Source organism: Paracoccus actinidiae (assembly GCF_030863885.1).
Classification (GTDB): domain Bacteria; phylum Pseudomonadota; class Alphaproteobacteria; order Rhodobacterales; family Rhodobacteraceae; genus Paracoccus; species Paracoccus everestensis.
The window spans coordinates 1,669,819-1,691,840 of sequence record NZ_CP132956.1 but is presented as its reverse complement, the minus strand read 5'-3'; the positions used below and the strand labels follow the sequence as shown (position 1 = coordinate 1,691,840).

General features: G+C 65.7%; 24 protein-coding genes. 14 read left to right on the top strand and 10 right to left on the bottom strand.

Annotated features, from left to right (window positions below; genetic code table 11):
• Nucleotides 1-8: 8 nt before the first annotated feature.
• Nucleotides 9-1,034 (bottom strand): A/G-specific adenine glycosylase, encoded by a 1,026-nt coding sequence (locus Q5701_RS08565; protein WP_306754832.1) that lies wholly within the window; start codon nt 1,032-1,034, stop codon nt 9-11.
• A gap of 85 nt (nt 1,035-1,119) precedes the next feature.
• Between Q5701_RS08565 and Q5701_RS08560 the strand changes: the two genes are divergently transcribed.
• The 3 genes from Q5701_RS08560 (at nt 1,120) to mscL (ending at nt 2,878) form a co-directional block, all read left to right on the top strand.
• Entirely contained in the window at nt 1,120-1,653 is a 534-nt protein-coding gene (locus Q5701_RS08560) for a DUF721 domain-containing protein (protein ID WP_234855845.1), read from the top strand.
• Between the two features lie 11 nt (nt 1,654-1,664).
• Entirely contained in the window at nt 1,665-2,294 is a 630-nt protein-coding gene (locus Q5701_RS08555; protein WP_306754831.1) for a DsbA family protein, read from the top strand.
• A gap of 125 nt (nt 2,295-2,419) precedes the next feature.
• A complete protein-coding gene (gene mscL, locus Q5701_RS08550; protein ID WP_234854097.1) occupies nt 2,420-2,878 on the top strand; it encodes a large conductance mechanosensitive channel protein MscL in 459 nt (152 codons plus the stop codon).
• Nucleotides 2,879-2,922: 44 nt separating this feature from the next.
• Here mscL and ald read toward each other — a convergent pair whose 3' ends face one another.
• Nucleotides 2,923-4,041 carry an alanine dehydrogenase gene (gene ald, locus Q5701_RS08545; protein WP_306754830.1) on the bottom strand — a complete coding sequence of 373 codons (1,119 nt, stop codon included), beginning with the start codon at nt 4,039-4,041 and terminating at the stop codon, nt 2,923-2,925.
• A 133-nt stretch (nt 4,042-4,174) separates the two neighbouring features.
• Between ald and Q5701_RS08540 the strand changes: the two genes are divergently transcribed.
• Both Q5701_RS08540 and Q5701_RS08535 read left to right on the top strand, forming a co-directional pair.
• A complete protein-coding gene (locus Q5701_RS08540) occupies nt 4,175-4,636 on the top strand; it encodes an Lrp/AsnC family transcriptional regulator (RefSeq protein WP_234854095.1) in 462 nt (153 codons plus the stop codon).
• Nucleotides 4,637-4,641: 5 nt separating this feature from the next.
• Nucleotides 4,642-5,493 (top strand): alpha/beta hydrolase, encoded by an 852-nt coding sequence (locus Q5701_RS08535; RefSeq protein WP_306754829.1) that lies wholly within the window; start codon nt 4,642-4,644, stop codon nt 5,491-5,493.
• A gap of 4 nt (nt 5,494-5,497) precedes the next feature.
• Here Q5701_RS08535 and Q5701_RS08530 read toward each other — a convergent pair whose 3' ends face one another.
• Together Q5701_RS08530 and rpsU are read right to left on the bottom strand one after the other, a co-directional pair.
• Entirely contained in the window at nt 5,498-6,220 is a 723-nt protein-coding gene (locus Q5701_RS08530) for a DUF8692 domain-containing protein (RefSeq protein ID WP_306754827.1), read from the bottom strand.
• Between the two features lie 111 nt (nt 6,221-6,331).
• Nucleotides 6,332-6,538 carry a 30S ribosomal protein S21 gene (rpsU, locus tag Q5701_RS08525; RefSeq protein ID WP_126153662.1) on the bottom strand — a complete coding sequence of 69 codons (207 nt, stop codon included), beginning with the start codon at nt 6,536-6,538 and terminating at the stop codon, nt 6,332-6,334.
• A gap of 95 nt (nt 6,539-6,633) precedes the next feature.
• On the opposite strand from rpsU, the gene Q5701_RS08520 reads away from it, so the two are divergent.
• Together Q5701_RS08520 and Q5701_RS08515 are read left to right on the top strand one after the other, a co-directional pair.
• The gene (locus Q5701_RS08520; RefSeq protein ID WP_306754826.1) at nt 6,634-7,290 is read left to right on the top strand and encodes a COQ9 family protein; all 657 of its coding nucleotides are present in this window, start codon (nt 6,634-6,636) and stop codon (nt 7,288-7,290) included.
• A 14-nt stretch (nt 7,291-7,304) separates the two neighbouring features.
• The gene (locus Q5701_RS08515; RefSeq protein WP_306754825.1) at nt 7,305-8,300 is read left to right on the top strand and encodes an NAD(P)H-quinone oxidoreductase; all 996 of its coding nucleotides are present in this window, start codon (nt 7,305-7,307) and stop codon (nt 8,298-8,300) included.
• A 122-nt stretch (nt 8,301-8,422) separates the two neighbouring features.
• Here Q5701_RS08515 and Q5701_RS08510 read toward each other — a convergent pair whose 3' ends face one another.
• Nucleotides 8,423-9,058 (bottom strand): ribonuclease T2 family protein, encoded by a 636-nt coding sequence (locus Q5701_RS08510; RefSeq protein ID WP_306754824.1) that lies wholly within the window; start codon nt 9,056-9,058, stop codon nt 8,423-8,425.
• A gap of 185 nt (nt 9,059-9,243) precedes the next feature.
• On the opposite strand from Q5701_RS08510, the gene Q5701_RS08505 reads away from it, so the two are divergent.
• Nucleotides 9,244-9,996 carry a DUF1013 domain-containing protein gene (locus tag Q5701_RS08505; RefSeq protein ID WP_306754823.1) on the top strand — a complete coding sequence of 251 codons (753 nt, stop codon included), beginning with the start codon at nt 9,244-9,246 and terminating at the stop codon, nt 9,994-9,996.
• A gap of 67 nt (nt 9,997-10,063) precedes the next feature.
• On the opposite strand, the gene Q5701_RS08500 is transcribed toward Q5701_RS08505, so the two are convergent.
• From Q5701_RS08500 to Q5701_RS08485, 4 genes are all read right to left on the bottom strand, one after another.
• Nucleotides 10,064-10,321 (bottom strand): GlsB/YeaQ/YmgE family stress response membrane protein, encoded by a 258-nt coding sequence (locus Q5701_RS08500; protein WP_234854088.1) that lies wholly within the window; start codon nt 10,319-10,321, stop codon nt 10,064-10,066.
• A gap of 115 nt (nt 10,322-10,436) precedes the next feature.
• Nucleotides 10,437-11,909: an NAD-dependent succinate-semialdehyde dehydrogenase gene (locus Q5701_RS08495; RefSeq protein ID WP_306754822.1), complete on the bottom strand. Its 1,473-nt coding sequence runs from the start codon at nt 11,907-11,909 to the stop codon at nt 10,437-10,439.
• A gap of 215 nt (nt 11,910-12,124) precedes the next feature.
• Nucleotides 12,125-13,114, bottom strand: coding sequence for a P1 family peptidase (locus Q5701_RS08490; protein WP_306754821.1), 990 nt, complete (start codon nt 13,112-13,114; stop codon nt 12,125-12,127).
• Nucleotide 13,115: 1 nt separating this feature from the next.
• Nucleotides 13,116-13,616, bottom strand: coding sequence for an ion channel (locus tag Q5701_RS08485; protein ID WP_306754820.1), 501 nt, complete (start codon nt 13,614-13,616; stop codon nt 13,116-13,118).
• 38 nt (nt 13,617-13,654) lie between these two features.
• Here Q5701_RS08485 and smpB point away from each other — a divergent pair, with 38 nt between their 5' ends.
• Genes smpB through Q5701_RS08470 form a run of 3 tightly spaced genes read left to right on the top strand, consistent with a single transcriptional unit; the run spans nt 13,655 to nt 16,221 of the window.
• The gene (gene smpB / locus Q5701_RS08480; RefSeq protein WP_234854083.1) at nt 13,655-14,125 is read left to right on the top strand and encodes an SsrA-binding protein SmpB; all 471 of its coding nucleotides are present in this window, start codon (nt 13,655-13,657) and stop codon (nt 14,123-14,125) included.
• A gap of 59 nt (nt 14,126-14,184) precedes the next feature.
• Nucleotides 14,185-15,039 (top strand): 3-mercaptopyruvate sulfurtransferase, encoded by an 855-nt coding sequence (gene sseA / locus Q5701_RS08475; RefSeq protein WP_306754819.1) that lies wholly within the window; start codon nt 14,185-14,187, stop codon nt 15,037-15,039.
• On the top strand, nt 15,040-16,221 hold the full coding sequence (locus tag Q5701_RS08470; RefSeq protein ID WP_306754818.1) for an amino acid aminotransferase: 1,182 nt from the start codon (nt 15,040-15,042) through the stop codon (nt 16,219-16,221). It abuts the gene before it with no gap.
• Nucleotides 16,222-16,230: 9 nt separating this feature from the next.
• On the opposite strand, the gene Q5701_RS08465 is transcribed toward Q5701_RS08470, so the two are convergent.
• The gene (locus Q5701_RS08465) at nt 16,231-18,399 is read right to left on the bottom strand and encodes a ComEC/Rec2 family competence protein (RefSeq protein WP_306754817.1); all 2,169 of its coding nucleotides are present in this window, start codon (nt 18,397-18,399) and stop codon (nt 16,231-16,233) included.
• 98 nt (nt 18,400-18,497) lie between these two features.
• On the opposite strand from Q5701_RS08465, the gene gltX reads away from it, so the two are divergent.
• The 3 genes from gltX (at nt 18,498) to Q5701_RS08450 (ending at nt 22,001) form a co-directional block, all read left to right on the top strand.
• The gene (gltX, locus tag Q5701_RS08460) at nt 18,498-19,892 is read left to right on the top strand and encodes a glutamate--tRNA ligase (protein WP_306754816.1); all 1,395 of its coding nucleotides are present in this window, start codon (nt 18,498-18,500) and stop codon (nt 19,890-19,892) included.
• Between the two features lie 77 nt (nt 19,893-19,969).
• Nucleotides 19,970-21,262, top strand: a complete 1,293-nt coding sequence (gene gltA / locus Q5701_RS08455) for a citrate synthase (protein ID WP_306754815.1) — start codon at nt 19,970-19,972, stop codon at nt 21,260-21,262.
• Nucleotides 21,263-21,350: 88 nt separating this feature from the next.
• Nucleotides 21,351-22,001, top strand: a complete 651-nt coding sequence (locus Q5701_RS08450) for an SDR family NAD(P)-dependent oxidoreductase (protein WP_306754814.1) — start codon at nt 21,351-21,353, stop codon at nt 21,999-22,001.
• The last annotated feature ends 21 nt before the right edge of the window (nt 22,002-22,022 follow it).

Here is a 22,022-nt window from a genome sequence, read left to right as displayed (position 1 = left end):
GCGCGACCTTACGCGGCGATCTGGGCCTGCGCCATATCCCAGACCTTGCGCATCAGGCCGGGCAAGGCCTCGCGGTCGATCTGCGCCAGGGCGACCAGATGGCCACGATCGGGGGCGGCGGACAGATCGCCCACCATCACCTGCAAGGACAGGTTGAAATGGGTGAAGACATGGCGGACCTGGCCGACATCGCGCCATTCGGCCATCCCGGGCGGCGGCAGGTCGCGCCCGTCCCAATGGGCAGAGGGAAAGGCCAGCGTGCCGCCGAGCAGCCCCTTGGCCGGGCGTTCCTCGAACACTACCGCGTCGCCGAGGCGGGCGACCCAGGCGATGCCGGTGCGGTCGGGCTTGGCGGGTTTGGGGGCCTTGCGCGGCAGGTTGGCGGCAATCCCCTGGGCACGGGCGTCGCAATCGTAGATCAGCGGGCAAATGCCGCAGGCGGGACTGCGGGGCGTGCAGATCGTCGCGCCCAGATCCATCATCGCCTGCGCATAATCGCCGGGGCGCCCGACGGGCGTCAGCGTTTCCGCCAGGACCACCAGGTCGGGCTTGGCGGCAGGCAAGGGCGTTTCCACCGCGAACAGACGCGCCACCACGCGTTCGACATTTCCATCGACCACCGTTTCCGGCGCATCGTAGGAAATCGCCGCAATCGCGGCCGAGGTATAGGCCCCGATCCCCGGCAGCGCCTGCAGTTCCTTTCGCGTTATCGGAAACCCACCTGCCGCTGTCACCGCACGGGCGCAGGCCAGCAGGTTGCGGGCGCGGGCATAGTATCCAAGCCCCGCCCATTCGGCCATCACCTGCGCGTCGGGGGCTGCCGCCAGATCCTGCACGGTGGGCCAAAGGGCGGTGAAGCGTTCGAAATAGGCCTTGACCGCCGCAACGGTGGTTTGTTGGAGCATCACCTCGGACAGCCAGATGCGGTATGGATCAGCGGGGCCTGCGCCCGGCGGGATGCGCCAGGGCAGAACCCGCGCATGGCGGTCGTACCATTCCAGCAGTTGCGGGGCGATCACCTTGGCGTCACGCAATATTCAGGCCCTTGTTCCGATCCCGCGCTTTCATCCGGCCACGCGTCTGCGTAAGGATATGGGCGTGATATCAGGACAGGCAATGATGGCACAGTCGCCCGACCGCACCCGCAAACCGCCCACCCGCCGCAGGCGCGGGTTTCAGCAGGCGGCAATCCTGCTGGCCGACCGGGTGCAGAAGGCGGCCGAGGGGCGTGGCTTTGCCATGGCCCGCCTGCTGACCCATTGGCCCGAAATCGCCGGTGCCCAGCTTGCCCGGGTAACGCGGCCCGTTCGCATCAGCCATGCGCGCGGCGGGTTCGGCGCGACGCTGACCCTGCTGACCACCGGGCCCGCCGCGCCGCTGGTGGAAATGCAACTGCCGCAACTGCGAGAACGGGTGAACGCCTGTTATGGCTATAACGCGGTGCAGCGGATCGTGCTGACCCAGACGGCGGCCAGCGGATTTGCCGAAGGGCAGGCGGTCTTTGCCGCGCCCGCAGCAAAGGTGGCGCCCCCCGACCCGCAGATCATCGAAAAGGCCGATCAGGTCGCCCGCCAGTTCCAGGATCCGATCCTGGCCCAGGCGATGGCCCAACTGGCGCTGAACATCGAAACCAAACGACACCGGAACCACTGAAAGGATTTTCCATGCTGATCCGCTCTGCCGTCGCAGCCCTTGCCCTGGCCCTGGCCGCCCCCGCCGCGATGGCCCAGGATGCGCCCGCCGCCCCTGCAGCCGAAACCCTGCCCGACATCGCGCTGGGCGCCGAGGACGCGCCCTTGACCATTGTCGAATATGCCAGCTTCACCTGCGGGCATTGCGCGAATTTCCATACCGAAAGCTGGCCCAGGCTGAAGGCCGAGTATGTCGATACCGGCAAGGTGAAATTCATCCAGCGCGATGTCTATTTCGACCAGCCGGGCCTGTGGGCAGGGGTGCTGGCGCGTTGCGGCGGGGATGAGAAGTTCTATCCCGTCTCCTCGATGCTGTTCGAGGAACAGCAGAAATGGCTGGCTGGCGGCACGGGCGAGGAAATCGCCGCGAACCTGCGCAAGATCGGCCTGAAGGCAGGCATGACCGAAGACCAGATGAATGCCTGCTGGGAAGATACCGCCAAGGCCGAACAGCTGATCGCGACCTTCCAGAAGAACGCCACCGCCGACGAGATCGAGGCCACGCCGACCTTCATCATCGATGGCGAAAAGGTCATGAACCAGCCCTGGGACGACATGAAGCAGGTGATCGACGCCAAGCTGGCCGAAGCGGGCAGCCAGTAAGCAACGACCGCGGCCCGTCCGGCGCCGGGCGGGCCTCCGGTATCACGGGGAATTGCTTTTCAGCAAGACCGGCCGCATTCTTGGCCTGCGCCCGCACGGCGCTTGTCATAGGGGGATGCTTGTCCATGATCAGAGAATTCCGGGAATTCATTGCCCGCGGCAATGTCATCGACCTTGCGGTCGGGATCATCATCGGCGCGGCCTTTACGGCAATCGTCAGCTCGCTGGTCGCCGACTTGATCAACCCGCTCCTCGGCCTGCTGACCGGCGGCGTCGATTTCACCAACAAGTATTTCGTCCTGTCCGGCAACGTCCCCGAAGGCGCCAGCCTGGCTGCGGCCCGCGATTCGGGCGCCGCCGTCTTTGCCTATGGATCGTTTGCGATGGCGGTGCTGAACTTCCTGATCATCGCCTGGGCGGTGTTCCTGCTGGTCAAGGCCGTCAACCGCTTGCAACGCATGGCGGTCCGCAAGCAAGAGGAAGTCGTCGTGGCGGCCCCCACGCAGGAAGAATTGCTGGCCCAGATCCGCGACCTGCTGGCCGACCGGTCCGTGATGGCGGATTATCCGCTGCCCCGGCCATAGCGGCGTCAGCCCCGCACGGCCATGATCCGCGCCGGGCCGGGTGTTCAGCCTGCCAGCAGTTGATCGGGGGTGATCGCCTCCAGTCCCAAGGCCTCGCCCACCGGGGGCGAGGTCAAGCGGCCCCCATGGGTGGACAGGCCCGCCCGCAGATGCGGATCCTCCAGCACCGCCTGACGCCAGCCCTTGTCTGCAAGCGCCAGCAGGAAGGGCAGCGTGGCATTGCCAAGCGCCTGCGTGGATGTTCGCGCCACCGCCCCCGGCATATTCGCCACGCAGTAATGCACAATCCCGCCCACCTCATAGATCGGATCCTGGTGGGTGGTCGGGCGCGAGGTCTCGAAACAGCCGCCCTGGTCGATGGCCACGTCCACCAGCACCGCGCCGGGCTGCATGGTGGACAACTGCTGGCGCGTGACCAGCTTGGGTGCCGCCGCGCCGGGGATCAGCACTGCGCCGATCACCATGTCCGCCGTGCGGATCAGGTCGGCGGTCGCTGCGGCGCTGGAATATTGGGTGGTCAGCCGCCCCATGAAGATGTCGTCCAGATAAGACAGCCGCGCCACCGACCGATCCATGACCGTGACATTGGCCCCCATGCCGACGGCCACCCGCGCCGCCGCCGTGCCCACCACGCCGCCGCCGATGATGACCACGTTGGCGGGCCGGACCCCCGGCACCCCGCCCATCAGCACCCCGCGCCCGCCATTGGCCTTTTGCAGCGCCCAGGAACCGACCTGCGGGGCTAGGCGCCCGGCCACCTCGGACATGGGGGCAAGCAGGGGCAGCCCGCCCCGCGCGTCGGTCACGGTTTCATAGGCGATGGCGGTCACGCCCGATCCCAGCAGGTCGCGGGTCTGGTCGGGGTCGGGGGCCAGGTGCAGATAGGTGAACAGAACCTGCCCGTCGCGCAGCATCGCCCGTTCGGCGGCCTGGGGTTCCTTGACCTTCACGATCATCTGCGCCGTGTCAAAAACGGATTTGGCATCCGCCGCAATGCCGGCCCCGGCGGCGATGTAATCGTCATCCGTGAAGCCCGCGCCAAGGCCCGCGCCGGTTTCCACGACGACCTCGTGGCCGCGAAAGGCCGCCTCGGTCACGGCGGCGGGCGTCATGCCCACGCGGAATTCCTGCGGCTTGATTTCCTTCGGGCAACCGATCTTCATGCTTATCCTCCCTTGTCTTGCGCACCACTGTGTCACTCGCCGCCCGCAAGGTGCTGCGAAGCTGTTGCCCCATGGCGGCCTTGCGCGACAAAAAACACTGGCAACCGGGATGCCGGTCGAAGAATATCCCGTCATGTCCGATCTTGATGCAATAGACCGCCGCATCCTGGCCCTGCTTCAGAAGGAAGGGCGAATCAGCAATGCCGACCTGGCGCTGCGCGTCCACCTGTCGCCGTCCGCCTGCCACCGCCGCGTGCAGCGGCTGGAGGAAGCAGGCGTGATCCACGGCTATGTCGCGCTGCTGGATGCCCGCAAACTGCGCCGCCAGACCACGGTCTTCGTGGAAATCACCCTCTCTGGCCAGGCGGACGAGGTGCTGGAGGCGTTCGAAAAAGGCGTACGCGCCATCCCCGACGTACTGGAATGCCACCTGATGGCCGGGACCGCCGATTACCTGCTGAAGATCGTGGTCGAGGATACCGACGATTTCGCCCGCATCCACCGCCAGCACCTGGCCCGCCTGCCGGGGGTGGCGCAGATGCATTCGTCCTTCGCGCTGCGCACGGTGTTCCGCACCACCGCGATTCCGGTCTGACGGCGATGGATCGCCGCAGCCTGCTGGCCCTGCTGGCGGCAAGTGCCGCCGCGCCCGCCCTGGCGCAGCCCGGCCGCGACCCGCCCGAAGACATCGTCCACCCCCGCGCCAGCCATTTCGCCTTTGGTCCCGCAGGCGATCAATGGCGCATCCTTGTGGGCCTTCCCGATGCGCCGTCGCCGCCCCAGGGTTATTCGGTCATCCTGTCGCTGGATGGGCAGCGGACCTTTCCCCTGTTCTGGCGGCACCGCGAAGCACGGGCACCGCAGGCTCCGGTGATCCTGGTCGCGATCAGCTATGAAGGCCCCAACCGGCGCTGGCGCGACCTGACCTCGCGGTCCATGAAGCCGATCGCGCCGATCCTTGGCTATCGCGCGGCGCCTGCGGACCGGCTGACCGGTGGGCGCGCGGACTTCCTGGCGATGATCGGGGATGAACTGCTGCCCGAACTGGCCCGCCGTCATCCCCTGGATCGCAGCCAGATGACCCTTTATGGCCATTCGCTGGGCGGGCTGTTCGTGCTGCACGCGCTGTTCACCCGCCCCCGTCTGTTCGCGCGCCATGTCGCCGCCGATCCGTCGGTATGGTGGAACGCGGGCGAATCGCAGCGCGAGGCGGCGGCCTTTGTGGGCGGCGTCCTGGCGGCGGGCGGGGTGATCGACCCTGGCATCCAGGTGATGATCGCCCAGGCGGGCCGGGCGCGTCAGAACCATCCCCATGATCCCACCGCCCTGGTGCGGATCCTGTCAGGGGTCCGGGGGTTGGAGGTTCTGTACCGCCCTTATCCGCAGGAAGACCACGGTTCGCTGATGGTGCCATCCACGGCAGACGCATTGGACCTGCATCTGTGGCGATAGCATGTCAGGCGGTTGCAGGTCTGGCCCGGATCAACAGGCTGGCTGCATGGCTTACTGTCAGCGACAGAAATATCATCTCGCCCCCATCCTCGATGATGCCGAGGATGCCGGCCTTGATCGAGCCGCCCATGGCCTGGGCATGAACGAAGTCGACAGCGACGCCGCAGAATATCGCCCACCCAAGCAGCAGGAACAGGGACATGACCTGTCGCCGGACCGGCGAGGGCGCAACAATCCAGCCATATACTAGGGGTCCGGCAACTATTGCCCCTTCGAGGGCCAGGAAGATTATCTCTCCTGAACCGTTCGGCAGTTTCAGCCCTTGGAGCCAGGCGTCAGTCAGGATGATCCCGTACCGTTCGTGCAACTGAAGGCTGTCATCCAGAAGGGCGATTACGCATAGGTTAGCGAATGCCAGAAATATCATCGCTTTCTGCTGATGAAAGAGCATGGCCGAAATCCCGGCGAGGGCAAGCCACTTCGCATAATTCAGGACTTCGCCCACGCCCCAGTCGCGGTCGATCCTCAAAGCGTCAGGGAAGACGGCGATCGTTCCCGTTACGGATAACGCGCCTAGAAGCGCGTGAACCAGGATCAGCACAAAGTCGGCCAGCACTAGTCCCAGCATGACGGGAATATGAAAGCTCATGAAGCCGAGCCCTGAGGATCGGCCGACGTTTGCAAAACCATTTGAACTCGTGACCCGTACACACAAACTGGCGTTCATGGAAACGTCACACAGGTCAACGGGTCAGGCAACAACCTTTTGGCAGGCTTGGGATGCAAACCCCCGCGGCTTGCGCTGCGGGGGTTTGCGGATAACGCGGATCGCGTCGTCTTACAGTGCGCCTTCGCGCTGTGCTTTTTTACGAGCCAGTTTGCGGGCGCGGCGCACGGCCTCAGCCTGCTCACGGGCCTTCTTGACGGACGGTTTCTCGAAATGCTGCTTGAGCTTCATTTCGCGGAACACACCCTCGCGCTGAAGTTTTTTCTTCAGGGCACGAAGCGCCTGTTCGACGTTGTTGTCGCGAACATTGACCTGCATGTGGTTGTCACCACCTTCCTAGGTTAGAGTTGCAAGATTGCAGGATGCGCCCCCCTATCAAAGCCGGGCGCCCTTGTCCAGCCAGAGGCTTGTCCATGACCCGAACCGACCGTGACGCCCTTCTCGACGCTGCCCTGACCCATGTCCCGTTCGAAGGGATGAACGATCGCGCCCTGATGGCAGGGGCGCGCGACCTGGGCCTTTCGCCCGACCTGGCGCGGGTGCATTTTCCGCAAGGGGGCGCGGGGCTGGCTGCGGCCTATCATCGCCGCGCCGATGCCATGCTGCGCGACAGCCTGGCCCAGACCCCGCCGGGCGGCCGTTTCCGCGACCGCGTGGCCGAGGCGATCTGGCGCCGCCTGATGCTGGTCGATGCCGAACTGGTGCGCGCCGGTGCGGCCACCTTGTCCTTGCCGCAGAACGCCGCGCTTGCCGCGCGCCTTGTCTGGGAAACGGCGGATGTGATCTGGACGGGCCTGGGCGATACGTCCCGGGACGTGAACTGGTATTCCAAGCGCGCCACCCTGGCGGCCGTGATCAGCGCCAGCGTGCTGTTCTGGCTGGGCGACACTTCGCCCGACCATGCCGAGACCCGCGCCTTCATCGACCGCCGCATCGACGGGGTCATGCGGATCGAGTCGCTGAAATCCACCTTGCGCAAGCTGCCGGGGGCGGAAACCATGACGAACCTTGCCTTTGGCTGGATCCGCGCGCCCCGGTCGCGCGATCTTCCCGGCCGAACCCGCCCCTGAAAGCAGGAGAAACGATGTTCCCCGACGCCATGAACGCGGTCGAGATCACCGCGCCCGGTGATGCCGACGTGCTGCACCTGACCCGCCGCCCGGTCCCCGTACCGCGCCACGACCAGATCCTGATCCGCGTGGCCTATGCAGGGGTCAACCGCCCCGACGTACTGCAGCGCATGGGCAGCTATGCGCCCCCGCCCGACGCATCCGACCTGCCGGGGCTGGAGGCATCGGGCGAGATCGTCGGCATGGGCGCGGGCGTGACGCGCTGGCGCAAGGGCGAACAGGTCTGCGCGCTTCTGCCCGGCGGGGGCTATGCCGAATATGTCGCCTGCCACGCCGATCACGCGCTGCGCATTCCTTATGGCTTGTCGCTGCGCGAGGGTGCCTGCCTGCCGGAAACGGCCTTTACCGTCTGGTCGAACGTCGTGACGCGAGGCGGCCTGACCGGGGGCGAGCGTTTCCTGGTTCATGGTGGCACGTCGGGCATCGGCATGATGGCGATCCAGATCGCCCGCAGCCTTGGCGCGCGTGTCTTCGCGACCGCCGGCAGCGACGAGAAATGCGCGGCCATCGCAGCGCTTGGCGCGACGCCGATCAATTACCGGACCGAGGATTTCACCAAGATCATGGCCGCCGAGGAGGGGGCCGACCTGATCCTGGACATGGTGGGCGGCAGTTATATCCCGAAGAACATCAAGGCCTTGTCCCCGGACGGGCGGCTGGTGATGATCGCCTTCCTGGAGGGACCAAAGGTCGAACTGAATTTCGCGCAGATCATGGCGAAACGGTTGACGGTGACCGGATCGACCCTGCGCCCGCAATCGGATGCCGCCAAGGCCGAAATAGCCGAAGCGTTGCGCAAACGGCTGTGGCCGCTGATCTCGGCAGGTTCGGTGAAGGTCAGGATCGACAGCGAATTCGACCTGGCGGACGTGGTCCAGGGGCATCGCCGGATGGAAAGCAGCCAGCATATTGGCAAGATCGTCCTGAAAGTGGGAGGCGACAGTGCCTGAGGCACGGTCAGGAGCCTCTGGCGGGGATATTTGAAGTGAAGAAGAATTCGGCGATTATCTTCTTCACGGAAATATCCCACGGGGGTCCGGGGGCGTGAAGCCCCCGGCTTTCGGGAACCGCTTCACCGCACTTTTTCCATCAGCACTCGTGGCAAGGGGCAATCCTGGCGCACGTCCGGCGCGCAATCGCGCAGGCGCAGGTCGCGGGTCAGGCAGATGCGGACCTCGGCCAAGGCCTGGGCCTTGCAGGTGACGGTGACGGCATCGCGGGTCAGGCCGGGATTGGCTTCGATGAAGGCATCCTCGACCCCGGTCGGGGGCAGGGTGATGTCGCGGGGCAAATCGTCGAAAGGGCCGGGGATCGTGATCCCCTCCACCGCCTTGCGCATCGTCGCATAGTAATCCCTTGCCGACAGGCCCGAACAACGGCCGTGCTTTCGCCATTGGTACAAGGCCAGACCGGGGTCCATGAGGTCGTCCAGGGCCTGTGCCTCTCGGCGCGAGGGGTCGCGTTCGGGGGTGTCGCAATGATCCGGCCAGCCTTTTTCATGCTGCGGCCAAAGCCCGTGGACGGTGAAATCCCGGCTGCTGCCGGGGCCGCATTCGGCGGCGTCGCGCGCGTCGCCGGTGCTGCTGCACCAGCTTGGTTGCCAACTGAGCGCCAGGACATAGTAATCGAAATCGCCGGCGACGCCGTCCGCGGGGACTGCGCCGGGCCACAGGGCCAGGGCAAGCGGGATCAGGAATGCAGGTTTCATGGCCTCACCATGCCCGGCCTGGGCAGGCACGTCCACGGGCCGATGCGAATCCTCTTTTCCCCGGACGTGAGAATCGCTATATCGGCTGACAATTCCCCCCTAAAACGAGGAATGGCACCCGCCAAAGCCGTTTTTCCGGCCCAAGCCTGCTATCGTTCGGGGGCAGACACGCGAAGGAGATTGACATGAGCAAGCCGCTGATGGCCAAGGCGACTGCCGTCTGGCTGGTGGACAATACCACGCTGAGCTTCAAGCAGATCGGCGATTTCTGCGGTCTGCACGAATTGGAGGTGCAGGGCATCGCCGATGGCGACGTGGCGGCGGGGGTCAAGGGCTATGACCCGGTTGCCTCGCACCAGCTTGATGCCGATGAGATAAAGAAGGGCGAGGCCAGCCCGGCTTATCGGTTGAAGCTGAAGCACAATCCCGCCTCGGAAGGCGAGGAAAAGCGCCGCGGCCCGCGTTACACGCCGCTGTCCAAGCGTCAGGACCGCCCGAACGCGATCCTGTGGCTGGTCAAGTTTCACCCCGAACTGGTCGATGCGCAGATCGCCAAGCTGGTCGGCACCACCAAGCCCACCATTGCCTCGATCCGCGAACGGACGCATTGGAACATCCAGAACATGCAGCCCATCGACCCGGTGGCCCTGGGCCTGTGCCGCCAGACCGAACTGGACGCGGCGGTGCAGAAGGCCGCCAAGAAAGGCGGCACCGGCGAGGTGATGAGCGATGACGAACGCCGCAAGCTGGTCAGCACCGAAACCTCTCTGGCGATGAGCGACGAGCCGCGCTTGCCGTCGTCAATGGCAGGGCTTGAGAATTTCACGCTGACGCGGGACGAGGGAAAGACGCCGGACCGTGAACTGGACGCGGAAAGCTTCTTCAACCTGCCCGATGCGGGCGATGACGAGGATGAGGACGACGATCAGGCCCGCTGATCGGGGTCCATGAAAAAAGGCCGGTGCGGATGATCCCGCACCGGCCTTTTCCTTTGCAGACCGGGGATCAGGCCCGGCCGCGCACCATGCGAACGATCCAGATCAGGATGCAGGCGCCGATCACCGCGACCACAAGCTGGCCAATGACGCTGCCTTCACCGCTGCGGCCAATCAGCATATCGAACAGGAAGTTACCGATCAGGGCGCCGACGATGCCGACGATGATGTTCATCAGCAGCCCGGTATTGGTCTTCATGATCTTTTCCGCGATCCAGCCTGCGATGGCCCCCAGGATGATCGACAGAATCCAGCCGAAACCTTCCATGCACTTCCCCTTTTTGCAAACGACCCCGTTGAAGCCAGAATGGCGGGGCCTTCGCGTGTCAATGCATTATGCCCGCCTTGCGTTCCCCCCAAGCGCCGGAAATCGTTACGATCTGTCAGATAGACAGGCAGATGTATTTCATCTCCAGGTAATCCTCGATCCCGTGGCGGCTGCCTTCCCGGCCCAGGCCCGACTGCTTGACGCCGCCAAAGGGCGCCACCTCGGTCGAGATGATGCCGGTGTTCACGCCGACAATGCCGTATTCCAGGGCTTCCTGGACGCGGGTGATGCGGCCGATGTCGCGGGCATAGAAATATGACGCCAGGCCGAAGATCGTGTCATTGGCCTTTTGAATGACCTCCTCCTCGGTGTCGAAGCGGAACAGGGGGGCCAGGGGACCAAAGGTTTCCTCGGTCGCGACCTTCATGCGGTCGGTGACGCCGGTCACGACCGTGGGCTGAAAGAACAGTCCTTCCATCCGTTCGCCGCCCGTGACGACCTGTCCGCCACCATCCAGCACGTCGCGGATATGTTCCTCGACCTTTTCCACCGCATCCTGGTTGATCAGCGGACCGGTGGTCACGCCGTCCTCCAGTCCGTCGCCGACGCGCAGCTTGTCCACCGCCGCTGCCAGCTTTTGCGCGAATGTGTCATAGACACCGGACTGGACATAGATGCGGTTGGCGCAAACACAGGTCTGGCCGTTGTTGCGGAACTTGGACGCCATCGCCCCCTCGACCGCCGCGTCCAGGTCGGCGTCGTCGAAGACGATGAAGGGCGCGTTGCCGCCCAGCTCCATGCTGCATTTCATCACCTGGTCGGCGGCCTGGCGCAAAAGGATGCGCCCCACCTCGGTCGAGCCGGTAAAGGTCAGCTTCCTAACCAAGGGGTTCTCGCAAAACTCCTTCCCGATGTCGCTGGATCGCGACGAGGTGACGACGGACAGGATGCCCTTGGGCAGGCCCGCGCGTTCGCCCAGAACCGCCATGGCCAGGGCGGACAGCGGGGTTTCCGCTGCAGGACGGGCAACGAAGCCGCAGCCAACGGCCAGGGCAGGGGCGGCCTTGCGCGCGATCATGGCATTGGGAAAATTCCAGGGCGTGATGCTGCCCACCACGCCGATCGGCTGGCGGATCACGGTCAGGCGCTTGTCAGGCAGGTGGCCGGGGATGGTTTCGCCGTACACGCGCTTGGCTTCCTCGCCGAACCATTCGATGAAGCTGGCGCCATAGGCGATCTCGCCCTTGGCCTCGGGGAAGGGCTTGCCCATTTCGGCGGTCAGGATGCGGGCCAGGTCGTCCTGGTTCTGCATCATCAGGTCGAACCACTTGCGCATGACCCCCGCACGGTCCTTGGCGGTGCGCGCGGTCCAGCCCTTCATCGCCTCGGCAGCGGCCTGGATGGCGCGGGCCGCGTCCTTGCGGGACAGGTCGGCGACCTTTGCAATGACATCGCCGCGTGCCGGGTTGATCACGTCAAACGTCGCGCCGTCCGGCGCGTCCACCCATTCGCCGGCAACAAAGGCGCGGGTTTCCAGCAACGAGGGGTCGCGCAGCAGGGTCTTGAGGTCGGTGGAATGCTTGGTCATGGCATGGCTCCCTTTGGGCGGTTGGGGCATGATCATCACGCAGACGGGACGTTGTCAAAGCCGGGGCGCAACGCGGCGCGTGTGGCAATCGCTAAAAATCGCCTTTGCCGTGAAACCGACCGGGACCGGATGCGTTGAAAGGGCATCGTCAAGCCTTCCCTCTTGGCGACCCTCTCTCTGATCGGGGCGGTGGGCCAGTGGCGCACCGCCCTTTTTCATGCCTGCAGGTCGCGCCAGACGGGTTGCAGGTCGCCCGGTGCCCGGCTGGCGGCATGGATTCCCCGTGCAATCGCCCGCGCCAGGCAGGAGGCGGCGGCATGGCCCAGCAGGAAGGGATCGACCGCCGGGTCGGCCAAGGGCTTGGTGCCAGAGGATACCGCAAAGACCAGGTCGCCGTCGAAGGGCGTGTGGCTGGGCACCAGGGCGCGGGCCATGCCGTCATGGGCGGCAATGGCAAGACGTTGCAGGGCGGCCTTGTCCAGAACCGCGTCGGTGGCGACAATGGCGATGGTCGTGGCCTCGCCCAGGCGTTTCGCGGGCCGGGGCTCATCGGCGGCGGGAAAGCGGACGGGCAGGCCAAGCGCCCCCAGTTCGCCGTCCAGTTCCCAGGGCGCCGCCCAGAAATGCCGGGTATCGCCAACGGTTGCCCGTCCAAGCGCGTTGACCACGACCAGGGCACCCACAGTCAGCCCGTTCGCCAGGATGGCCGAGGCCGAACCCAGCCCACCCTTCAGGTTCCCCGTCGTGGCCCCCGTCCCCGCGCCAGCCGTTCCGATGGCGAAATCCGCCCCCGCCGCATCGTAAGCCGCCCGCCCAAGCGCAGGATAGGGATTGTCGGCCCAGTCCTTTTCCCCGCCGTTCAGCAGGTCGAAGACGATCGCCCCCGGCACGATCGGCACCCGCGTCGTGCCGACCGCGAAGCCCCGTCCCGCCGCGCGCAGCCCCGCCATCGCCCCGTCGCAAGCCGCCAGTCCAAAGGCCGAACCGCCGGACAGCACAAGCGCATCGACCCCGCCCACCAGCTTGTCGGGGGCCAGCAATTCGGTGTCCCGCGTTCCCGGCGCCCCGCCCATCACATGAAAGGCCGCCGCAAAGGGCGCATCGGCGGTCAGAACGGTGACGCCCGACTTGAGGCGCGGATCGGCGGCATTGCCGACCCGCAGGCCGGGGATGTCCGTGATCAGGTTCAGCGGTCCTGGTTCCATGCTATTCCCTTGTGAACTCGATCTGGCGCACCCGGACATGACGCAGCGATTCCACCATCAGCGCCGTCATCAGGCCAAAGCTCAGCAGCCCGTTGGCGGCGGCCAGCCCACCCAGGATGCGCCAGTCCCGCGGCATCAGCACATCGCCATAACCCAGCGTCGTGAACGTCACCAATGTGAAATACATCGCCTCCTCGAAACTGGCGAAGATGCGCAGCAGGTGAAAGGTCAAGGCCCACAACCAGACCGACATCGTGACCATTGCCAGCACCGCCAGGCTGGAGGCCAGCACGATCAGGATCAACTTGGGCCGGTGCGGGGCGCGCACAAGCCACCCTTCCCACCGGGCAAAGGCCCCCTCCAGCAGCCAGATCCACAAACCGGCAATGGCGATGCTGCCCAGCATCAGGCACGATCCTAACGCAATCTGTCCCAGCATGGCGATGCCCCCCGTGCATAGTGCAAGGGCTATCCCCTGCGGGCGCCAGGGCGCAACGCGCATCTTTACACGCCCCCTGCCGCCCCCTATCTAACCCCGTCATGGCCACAGATCCCGACAAGAACTACAAGATCATCGCCGAAAACCGGCGGGCGCGGTTCGATTACTTCATCGAAAGCGACCTCGAGGTCGGCATCATGCTGACCGGGTCCGAGGTGAAGTCCCTGCGCACCGGGCAGTCGAACATCGCCGAAAGCTATGCCTCGGTCGAGGGAGGAGAGCTGTGGCTGATCAACGGCTATATCGCCGCCTACAAGCAGGCCGGGGTGTTCGGCCACGAGGAGCGCCGCCGCCGCAAGCTGCTGGTATCGCGCAAGGAACTGGCGCGGCTGTGGCAGGCCATCGGACGCGAGGGGATGACGCTGATCCCGCTGGTGATGTATTTCAACCACCGCGGCATCGTGAAGCTGAAGATCGGCGTGGCCAAGGGCAAGAAGAACCACGACAAGCGTGAAACGGACGCCAAGCGCGACTGGAACCGGCAAAAGCAGCGGCTTCTGAAGCAGGGTTAGCATTGCACCAGTCCGGTCGCCCTTGTAGATCGGTCCCGCGCCATGAACAGGAGGGGGCCTTGCAGGACGATCCGAAAACGCTGGTTTCGACCGAGTGGCTGGCGGCCCACCTGAACGATCCCGACCTGCGCATCCTGGATGCAAGCTGGCATATGCCGGCCACGGGCCGCGACGGGCGGGCCGAATACGAGGCGGCCCATATCCCCGGCGCGCGGTTCTTCGACATCGATGCGATTTCGGACAAGCGCAGCGCCTTGCCGCACATGGCCCCCCCGGTCGAGATGTTCATTTCCCGGATGCGCGCCATGGGCGTGGGCGACGGGCATCAGGTGGTGGTCTATGACAATTCCGACGTGCGCAGCGCCGCGCGGGTCTGGTGGACCTTCCGCCTGATGGGCAAGACCGACGTGGCCGTGCTGGATGGCGGCTTCGCCAAGTGGCAGGCCGAGGGCCGCCCGGTTGAAGATATGCCCCCCATCCTGCGCGACCGCCACATCACCGTGCAGCGCCAGGCGGGATTGGTGCGCGACGTGACGCAGGTGGCGTCTGCCAGCAAGCTGGCCGATCACGGCATCATCGACGCCCGCGCCCCCGAACGATTCCGGGGCGAAGCACCAGAACCGCGCCCCGGCTTGCGGTCCGGGCACATCCCGGGTGCGCGCAACGTTCCCTTTGGGCGGCTGCTGAACACGGACGGCACGATGAAATCGCCTGATGCCCTGCGCGCCGAATTCGAATCCGCCGGGGTGGATCTGAAAAAGCCCGTCATCACCAGTTGCGGCAGCGGCATCACGGCCGCCGTTCTGTCGCTGGCGCTTGAACGGATCGGGCACCGCAACCATTCGCTTTACGACGGAAGCTGGACCGAATGGGGCAGCTTCCCCGACCTGCCCATCGCAACCGGAGACGCCTGAATGCTGTCGAACCTGAAACCCCAAGCCCCCGATTCGATCCTGAAGCTGATCGAGGAGTTCAAGGCCGATACCCGGCAGGGCAAGATCGACCTGGGCGTCGGCGTCTACAAGGATCCGCAGGGGGTGACGCCGGTCATGCGGGCGGTCAAGGCGGCCGAACAGCGCATCTGGGAAAGCCAGACGACCAAGGCTTATACCGGTCTTGCGGGCGAGGCGGACTATCGCAATGCCATGGCCCGGATGGTGCTGAAGGATGTGCCGGGGGACCGGCTGGCCTCGCTGGCGACGGTCGGCGGCACTGGCGCGATCCGGCAGGCGCTGGAACTGGCGCGCCTGGCCAATCCGGGGGTGACGGTCTATGTGTCGAACCCGACCTGGCCCAACCACCTGTCGATCATGAAGTTCATGGGCCTGCCTTTTGTCGAATACCGGTATTTCGATGCGGAAAGCCGGGGCGTCGATTTCGACGGGCTAAAGGCCGACATCGCCAAGGCGGGCAAGGGCGACATCGTGCTGCTGCACGGCTGTTGCCACAACCCGACCGGCGCCAACCTGTCGATGGACCAGTGGAACGAAGTCGCGGCGATCCTGGAGCAATCCGGCGCGATCCCGCTGATCGACCTGGCCTATCAGGGTTTCGGCGACGGGCTGGAGGAAGACGCGGCCGCCACCCGCATGATCGCGGCACGCCTGCCCGAAGTGCTGATCGCCGCGTCCTGTTCCAAGAACTTCGGCATCTATCGCGAACGCACCGGCATCCTGTTCGCCTTGGCTGACAATGCGGCTGCGCGCGATCTGGCCCAAGGGTCGATGGCCTTCCTGAACCGGCAGAACTATTCCTTCCCGCCCGATCACGGCGCCCGCATCGTCAGCACCATCCTGACCGACGATGCCCTGCGCGCCGACTGGGCCGCCGAGCTTGAGGAAGTGCGGGGCACCATGCTGGGCCTGCGGTCGCAGTTGGCATCGGAACTGCGTGACCTGTCAGGCAGCGACCGCTTCGATTTCATCGAACAGCATCGCGGGATGTTTTCCCGGCTGGGCGCCACGCCGGAACAGGTGGCCAAGCTGAAATCCGAGGCCGCGATCTATATGGTGGGCGATTCGCGGCTGAACATCGCCGGGCTGAACCAGCACACCGTGCCGGTCCTGGCCCGCGCCATCATCGACACCGGGATCTGATTCTCGGCATCATCCCGGGCTGCGCAGCATCTGGTTGACGCCGCGGAGGACGGGGCCGGCCTCGTCCATCTCGACCGTCACGGCGCCTGTGACCCGCAGGCGCCCCAGGTCCAGCATCACGCAGGGCCACTCGGCGCGCGCTGGCAGCTTCTCCGACAGAACCACAATCCTGCGCGGCTGACACGCGGCTGGCGCGCGGTCGGCCGCGCCCTTTCCGGTAAAGTGCCAGATCTGCCAGCCCCCCGGCAGCGCGGCCATCCGGTCGCGCTTGTCACCCTGCCACGCAGGCCGGGCGGCTGACTCTTCTTGGCTGGCCATGTCACCATCCTCTTGCAGCCAGGTATCGACGATAAAGGCCCCGCCCGACGGTTTCGACGCCGCCCGGCCCTGCGCGGTCATCAGGCCCACCGCCTCGCCTTCCGGGGCGATCAGCAACAGCGGGCGGCTGGCGGTCAGCCAAATCCCTCCGGCGGCGGCCAGCATCGCAACCCCCGCCAAAAAACCCCCGCCCGTCAGGCTGAACCGTCGCAAGGCCGATCCGCCCCGCCAGCACAACACCGCCATTGTCGCGCCAAAGCACATCAACGGGATCACCGGCGCGGGCGGCAGGGGCAGGGCCGTCACCGCCCCGCCCAAGCCTGCGACATATTCCGCCACCCACAGCATCCACCTGGTCCCCAGCCCCATCACCCACAGCGCCGGTCCCGCCAGACCCACGGGCGCCAGAAGGGCGCCGATCACGCCCGCAGGCATCACCAGGGCGCCCATGACCGGCACGACCAGCAGGTTCGCCAGCAGGCCATACTGCGCCATCCGGTTGAAATGCGCCGCCGCCAGCGGCGAGGTCGCGACCGAGGCCACCAGCGACGAGACCAGCAGCATTGCCACTGGCCGCAGCCAAAAGGGGATATGGGGCGATATCTTCGACCAGGGACCGGCGGACAGGATCAGCGCCACGGTTGCCGCAAAGCTCATCTGGAAGCCGGGATGGGTCACCGCCTCGGGCGAATAGATCAGGATGATGGTGGCTGCCAGGGCGATGGTGCGCAGCGATATCGCGCGCCGGTCGGCGATGATCGCCAGCAGCATCACCGCGACCATGACAAAGGCCCGTTCGGTCGCAACGCCGCCGCCCGAAAGCCACAGATAGGCAGCCGATGCCAGCAACGCGCCAAGGGCCGCGATCTTGTGGACCGCCTGCGGCAGGGGCGCGCCCAGGCCTTGTCCCAGCACCAGGGCCATGCGCAGCGCGGTATAAACGAAGCCCGCAAGCATCGACATATGCAGGCCGGAAATCGAGATGATGTGATACAGGTTCGACGCCCGCATGACCTCGTTCGTGGCCTCGGCGATCCCCGATCGGTCGCCGGTCATCAGGGCCGATGCCACCGCGCCTTCCTGCCCGCCGATGCCCTCCTGGATCGCTTGGCTGACAGCCATCCGGGCGCGGTGCATGGCCCATATGCCGCCCTCGGCAGGTTCGACGGTCATGATCGGCGTGCGGGTGTAACCGACGGCACCCAACCCTTCGAACCAGGCAAGCCAGCGGAAATCGAAGCTGCCCGGCGATGCCGGGGCAGGGGGCGGACCAAGATGGCCTGTCAGCATCACCCGCTGGCCCAGGGGCGGCAGCGGATCGGACTGCTCCATCAGCGACAGCCGGACCTTGCCGGGCGTGCGTGCGGGCGCGGTGTCACGCAACACCACCCGGTCCAGCGTCAGCCGGACCCGGTCGCGGGCGGAGCGGTCGATTTCCACCAGCCGCCCTTCGATGGGGCCATAATATCGCCATTCCATGACCGGTGCTGCGACAGTGGCCGACCGCAGCCCGATCAGGCCGAAGCCCGCGATGACCAGCAAAAGCGCGGTGGATCCGATCCGCAGGGCATCCGCCAAGGTCCAGCCGATGCGCCCCCGTTCGGCCCATGGCAGGGCCAGCCGCGATACCGCAAGCGCCAAGGCTGCCAGCAGGCCAAGCCCGATCCATATCCTGCGCCCAGGTGCGGCAGGAAGCGCGAACCAGAGCGCGATCCCTAGGGCAAGGCACACCGGCACCCAGGCGAACAGCCCGGTGCGGACGGTGGCCGCCATTCGGGCGGGCCGCACATCCATGTGCCACGATGCCGCGCGCGCACCGGAAAACCCCGGCAGCGCCGCCATGTCGCCCGAAGCGGCCATTCTTGTCCTTTCGCCCTGGCTTGGCTATCTCTCGGCGCGAACACTGGCATGGACAGCTTACCAAAGCGTTAATGCCCGCCCCGATCCAGGAAGCCGCCATGTCCGACACGCCAATCGTCACCCGCTTTGCCCCTTCGCCCACGGGATACCTGCATATCGGCGGCGCACGCACGGCGTTGTTCAACTGGCTTTATGCCCGCGGCCGGGGCGGCAAGTTCCTTTTGCGGATCGAGGATACCGACCGCGCCCGCTCCACGCCCGAGGCCACGGAGGCAATCCTGAAGGGGCTGACCTGGCTGGGCCTCGACTGGGACGGCGAGCCGATCAGCCAGTTCGAACGCCGCGACCGCCATGCCGAGGTGGCGCGGCAGATGCTGGCCAACGGCACCGCCTACAAGTGCTTTTCCACCCCCGAGGAGATTGCGGAATGGCGCGAGGCCCATCCGCGCCAGCCGTTCCAAAGCCCTTGGCGCGACGTGACCGATCTGCCGGACGCGCCTTATGCGATCCGCCTGCGCGCCCCGCGCGATGGGGAAACGGTGATCGACGATGCCGTGCAGGGCATGGTCCGTGTGGCCAACGACCAGCTGGACGACATGATCATCCTGCGGTCGGACGGCACGCCCACCTATATGCTGGCGGTGGTGGTGGACGATCGCGACATGACCGTGACCCATGTGATCCGGGGCGACGACCACCTGACCAACACTTTCCGCCAGGTGCAGATTTTCGACGCGATGGGCTGGCCGCGCCCTGTCTTTGCCCATATCCCCCTGATCCATGGCGAGGATGGCAAGAAGCTGTCCAAGCGTCACGGTGCGGTGGGGCTGCATGAATTCGCGGCACTGGGTTATCCCCCGGCGGCGATGCGCAACTATCTGGCCCGTCTGGGCTGGAGCCATGGCGACGACGAACTGTTCGACGACGCTCAGGCTCGGGAATGGTTCGACCTGTCGGGGATCAACCGTGCGGCGGCCCGGCTGGATTTCAAGAAGCTGGAACATGTCAGCGGCCATCATATCGGCGCCATGCCGGAGGACGATCTGATGGCGGTGCTGGATCAGTTCCTGACGGACACGGGTGCCGCGCCCTTGACCGGCCAACAGCGCGGCCGGATCATGGCAGCACTGCCAGCCCTGAAGGAAAAGGCCAGAACCCTGCCGCAATTGCTGGACCAGGCGCGTTTCGCGCTGATCGACCGGCCGGTGGAACCGGACGAAAAAGCGTCAAAGTCTCTTGATTCGGTATCCCGTGGTATGCTGTCCGCGTTGACTGCCGCAGTGCAGCATGCTAGCTGGACCCGAGACGAGCTGGAGCAGGCGGCCAAGCGGGTTGCCGAGGAAAACGGCGTGGGCTTGGGCAAACTTGCGGCGCCGTTGCGCGCCGCCCTGGCCGGACGGACCGCGACCCCCAGTGTGTTCGACATGATGACGGCGCTAGGCCGCGAGGAATCGCTGGCCCGGTTGCAAGACCAGACGGATTTGGCAGGCTGACGGCCTGCCCTTACATGCCAGGGTCGTCCCCCGCGAAGTCGAAGGTCGGCCCGGCCCAGCCGGAAAGGACGCCTTGGATGGCCGACGCGACAACCGCCACACTCAAGATCAACGACTCCGAATACGAGCTTCCGATCCTTCGTCCCACCCAGGGACCGAACGTGCTGGATATCCGAAAGCTTTACGGGCAGGCGGACGTGTTCACCTATGACCCTGGCTTCACCTCGACCGCAAGCTGCGATTCGACCATCACCTTTATCGACGGCGACAAGGGTGAATTGTGGTATCGCGGCTATCCCATCGAACAGCTTGCCGACCAGTCCCATTACCTGGAAGTCTGCTATCTGCTGCTCTATGGCAACCTGCCCACCGCCGAGCAGATGGACGATTTCGAGCGTCGCGTGACCCGCCACACGATGGTGCATGAACAGATGCACAACTTCTTCCGGGGCTTCCGCCGCGACGCCCACCCGATGGCGACCATGGTGGGCGTGATCGGCGCGATGTCCGCCTTTTATCACGATTCGACCGACATCAACGACCCATGGCAGCGCGAGGTCGCGGCGATCCGCCTGATCGCCAAGATGCCGACGATCGCGGCGATGGCCTACAAGTATTCGATCGGCCAGCCTTTCGTCTATCCGCAGAACGAACTGGATTACGCCAGCAATTTCCTGCATATGTGCTTCTCCGTCCCGGCCGAGAAATACAACGTCAATCCAGCCTTGGCCCGTGCCATGGACCGCATCTTCACGCTGCACGCCGATCACGAACAGAACGCCTCGACCTCGACCGTGCGGCTGGCGGGATCGTCGGGCGCCAACCCCTTTGCCTGCATCGCGGCGGGCATCGCCTGCCTGTGGGGCCCGGCCCATGGCGGCGCGAACCAGGCCTGCCTGGAGATGCTGCGAGAGATCGGGACCGTGGACCGCATTCCTGAATTCATCGCGCGGGCCAAGGACAAGTCCGACCCGTTCAAGTTGATGGGTTTCGGCCACCGCGTTTACAAGAACTTCGACCCCCGCGCCAAGGTGATGAAGGAATCGGCGGACGAGGTTCTGGATCTGCTGGGCATCCACGACAATCCGACGCTGCAAGTCGCGAAGGAGCTGGAGAAGATCGCGCTTGAGGACGAGTACTTCATCGAGAAGAAGCTTTATCCCAACGTCGATTTCTATTCCGGCATCATCCTGGAAGCGATGGGTTTCCCCACCTCGATGTTCACGCCGATCTTCGCGCTGTCGCGCACGGTGGGCTGGATCGCGCAGTGGAAGGAAATGATCGGCGACCCGCAGGCCAAGATCGGCCGTCCGCGCCAGTTGTATGTGGGCGAGGACAAGCGCGACTATCTGGACGTCGCCGCGCGCTGATCGGTCGCAGGTTCCAGAGGCCCCTTCGGGGGCCTCTTTGCGTGGCGGGTCTTGCGAAGCCGCAGGGCTGGTGGCAAGGGACAAAGCCATGACAAAGACACCCAAAATCGCGCTGGTGACCGGCGCATCGCGCGGCCTTGGCGCCGCCCTGGCCGAGGATTTGGCCGCGCGCGGCTATCACGTTCTGGCGGTGGCCCGGACGGTCGGGGCATTGGAGGAACTGGACGATCGCATCCGCCGCGCAGGCGGCAGCGCGACCCTGGCGCCGATGGACGTTGCCGAGGCGCCTGCCATGCAGCAACTGGCCCAGGCGGCGATGTCCCGCTGGGGCGGGCTGGACGTGTGGGCGCATTGCGCGATCCATGCCGCACCCCTGGCGCCGGCGGCCCATGTGGATGGCAAGGACTGGGCCAAGTCCGTGCTGGTCAACATGGACGTGACACGCGGGCTGATCGCGCTGCTGGAACCGCTGTTACGCGCGCGGGGCGGCACGGCGCTGTTTTTTGACGACGCGCGCGGGGGGCGTAAATTCTTTGGCGCCTATGGCGCCACCAAGGCGGGGCAGATCGCCCTGGCCCGCAGCTGGCAGGCCGAGGCCGCCACCGTCGGCCCCCGCGTGGTCATTGCCGAACCTGCGCCGATGCCGACCGCCGTCCGTGCGCGGTTCTTTCCGGGCGAGGATCGCGCCAGCCTTACGCCCTGCAAGGACGAGGCGGCCCGGATACTGAACGCCTTGTAGGCTTGTGTCCCACGGTGGCCG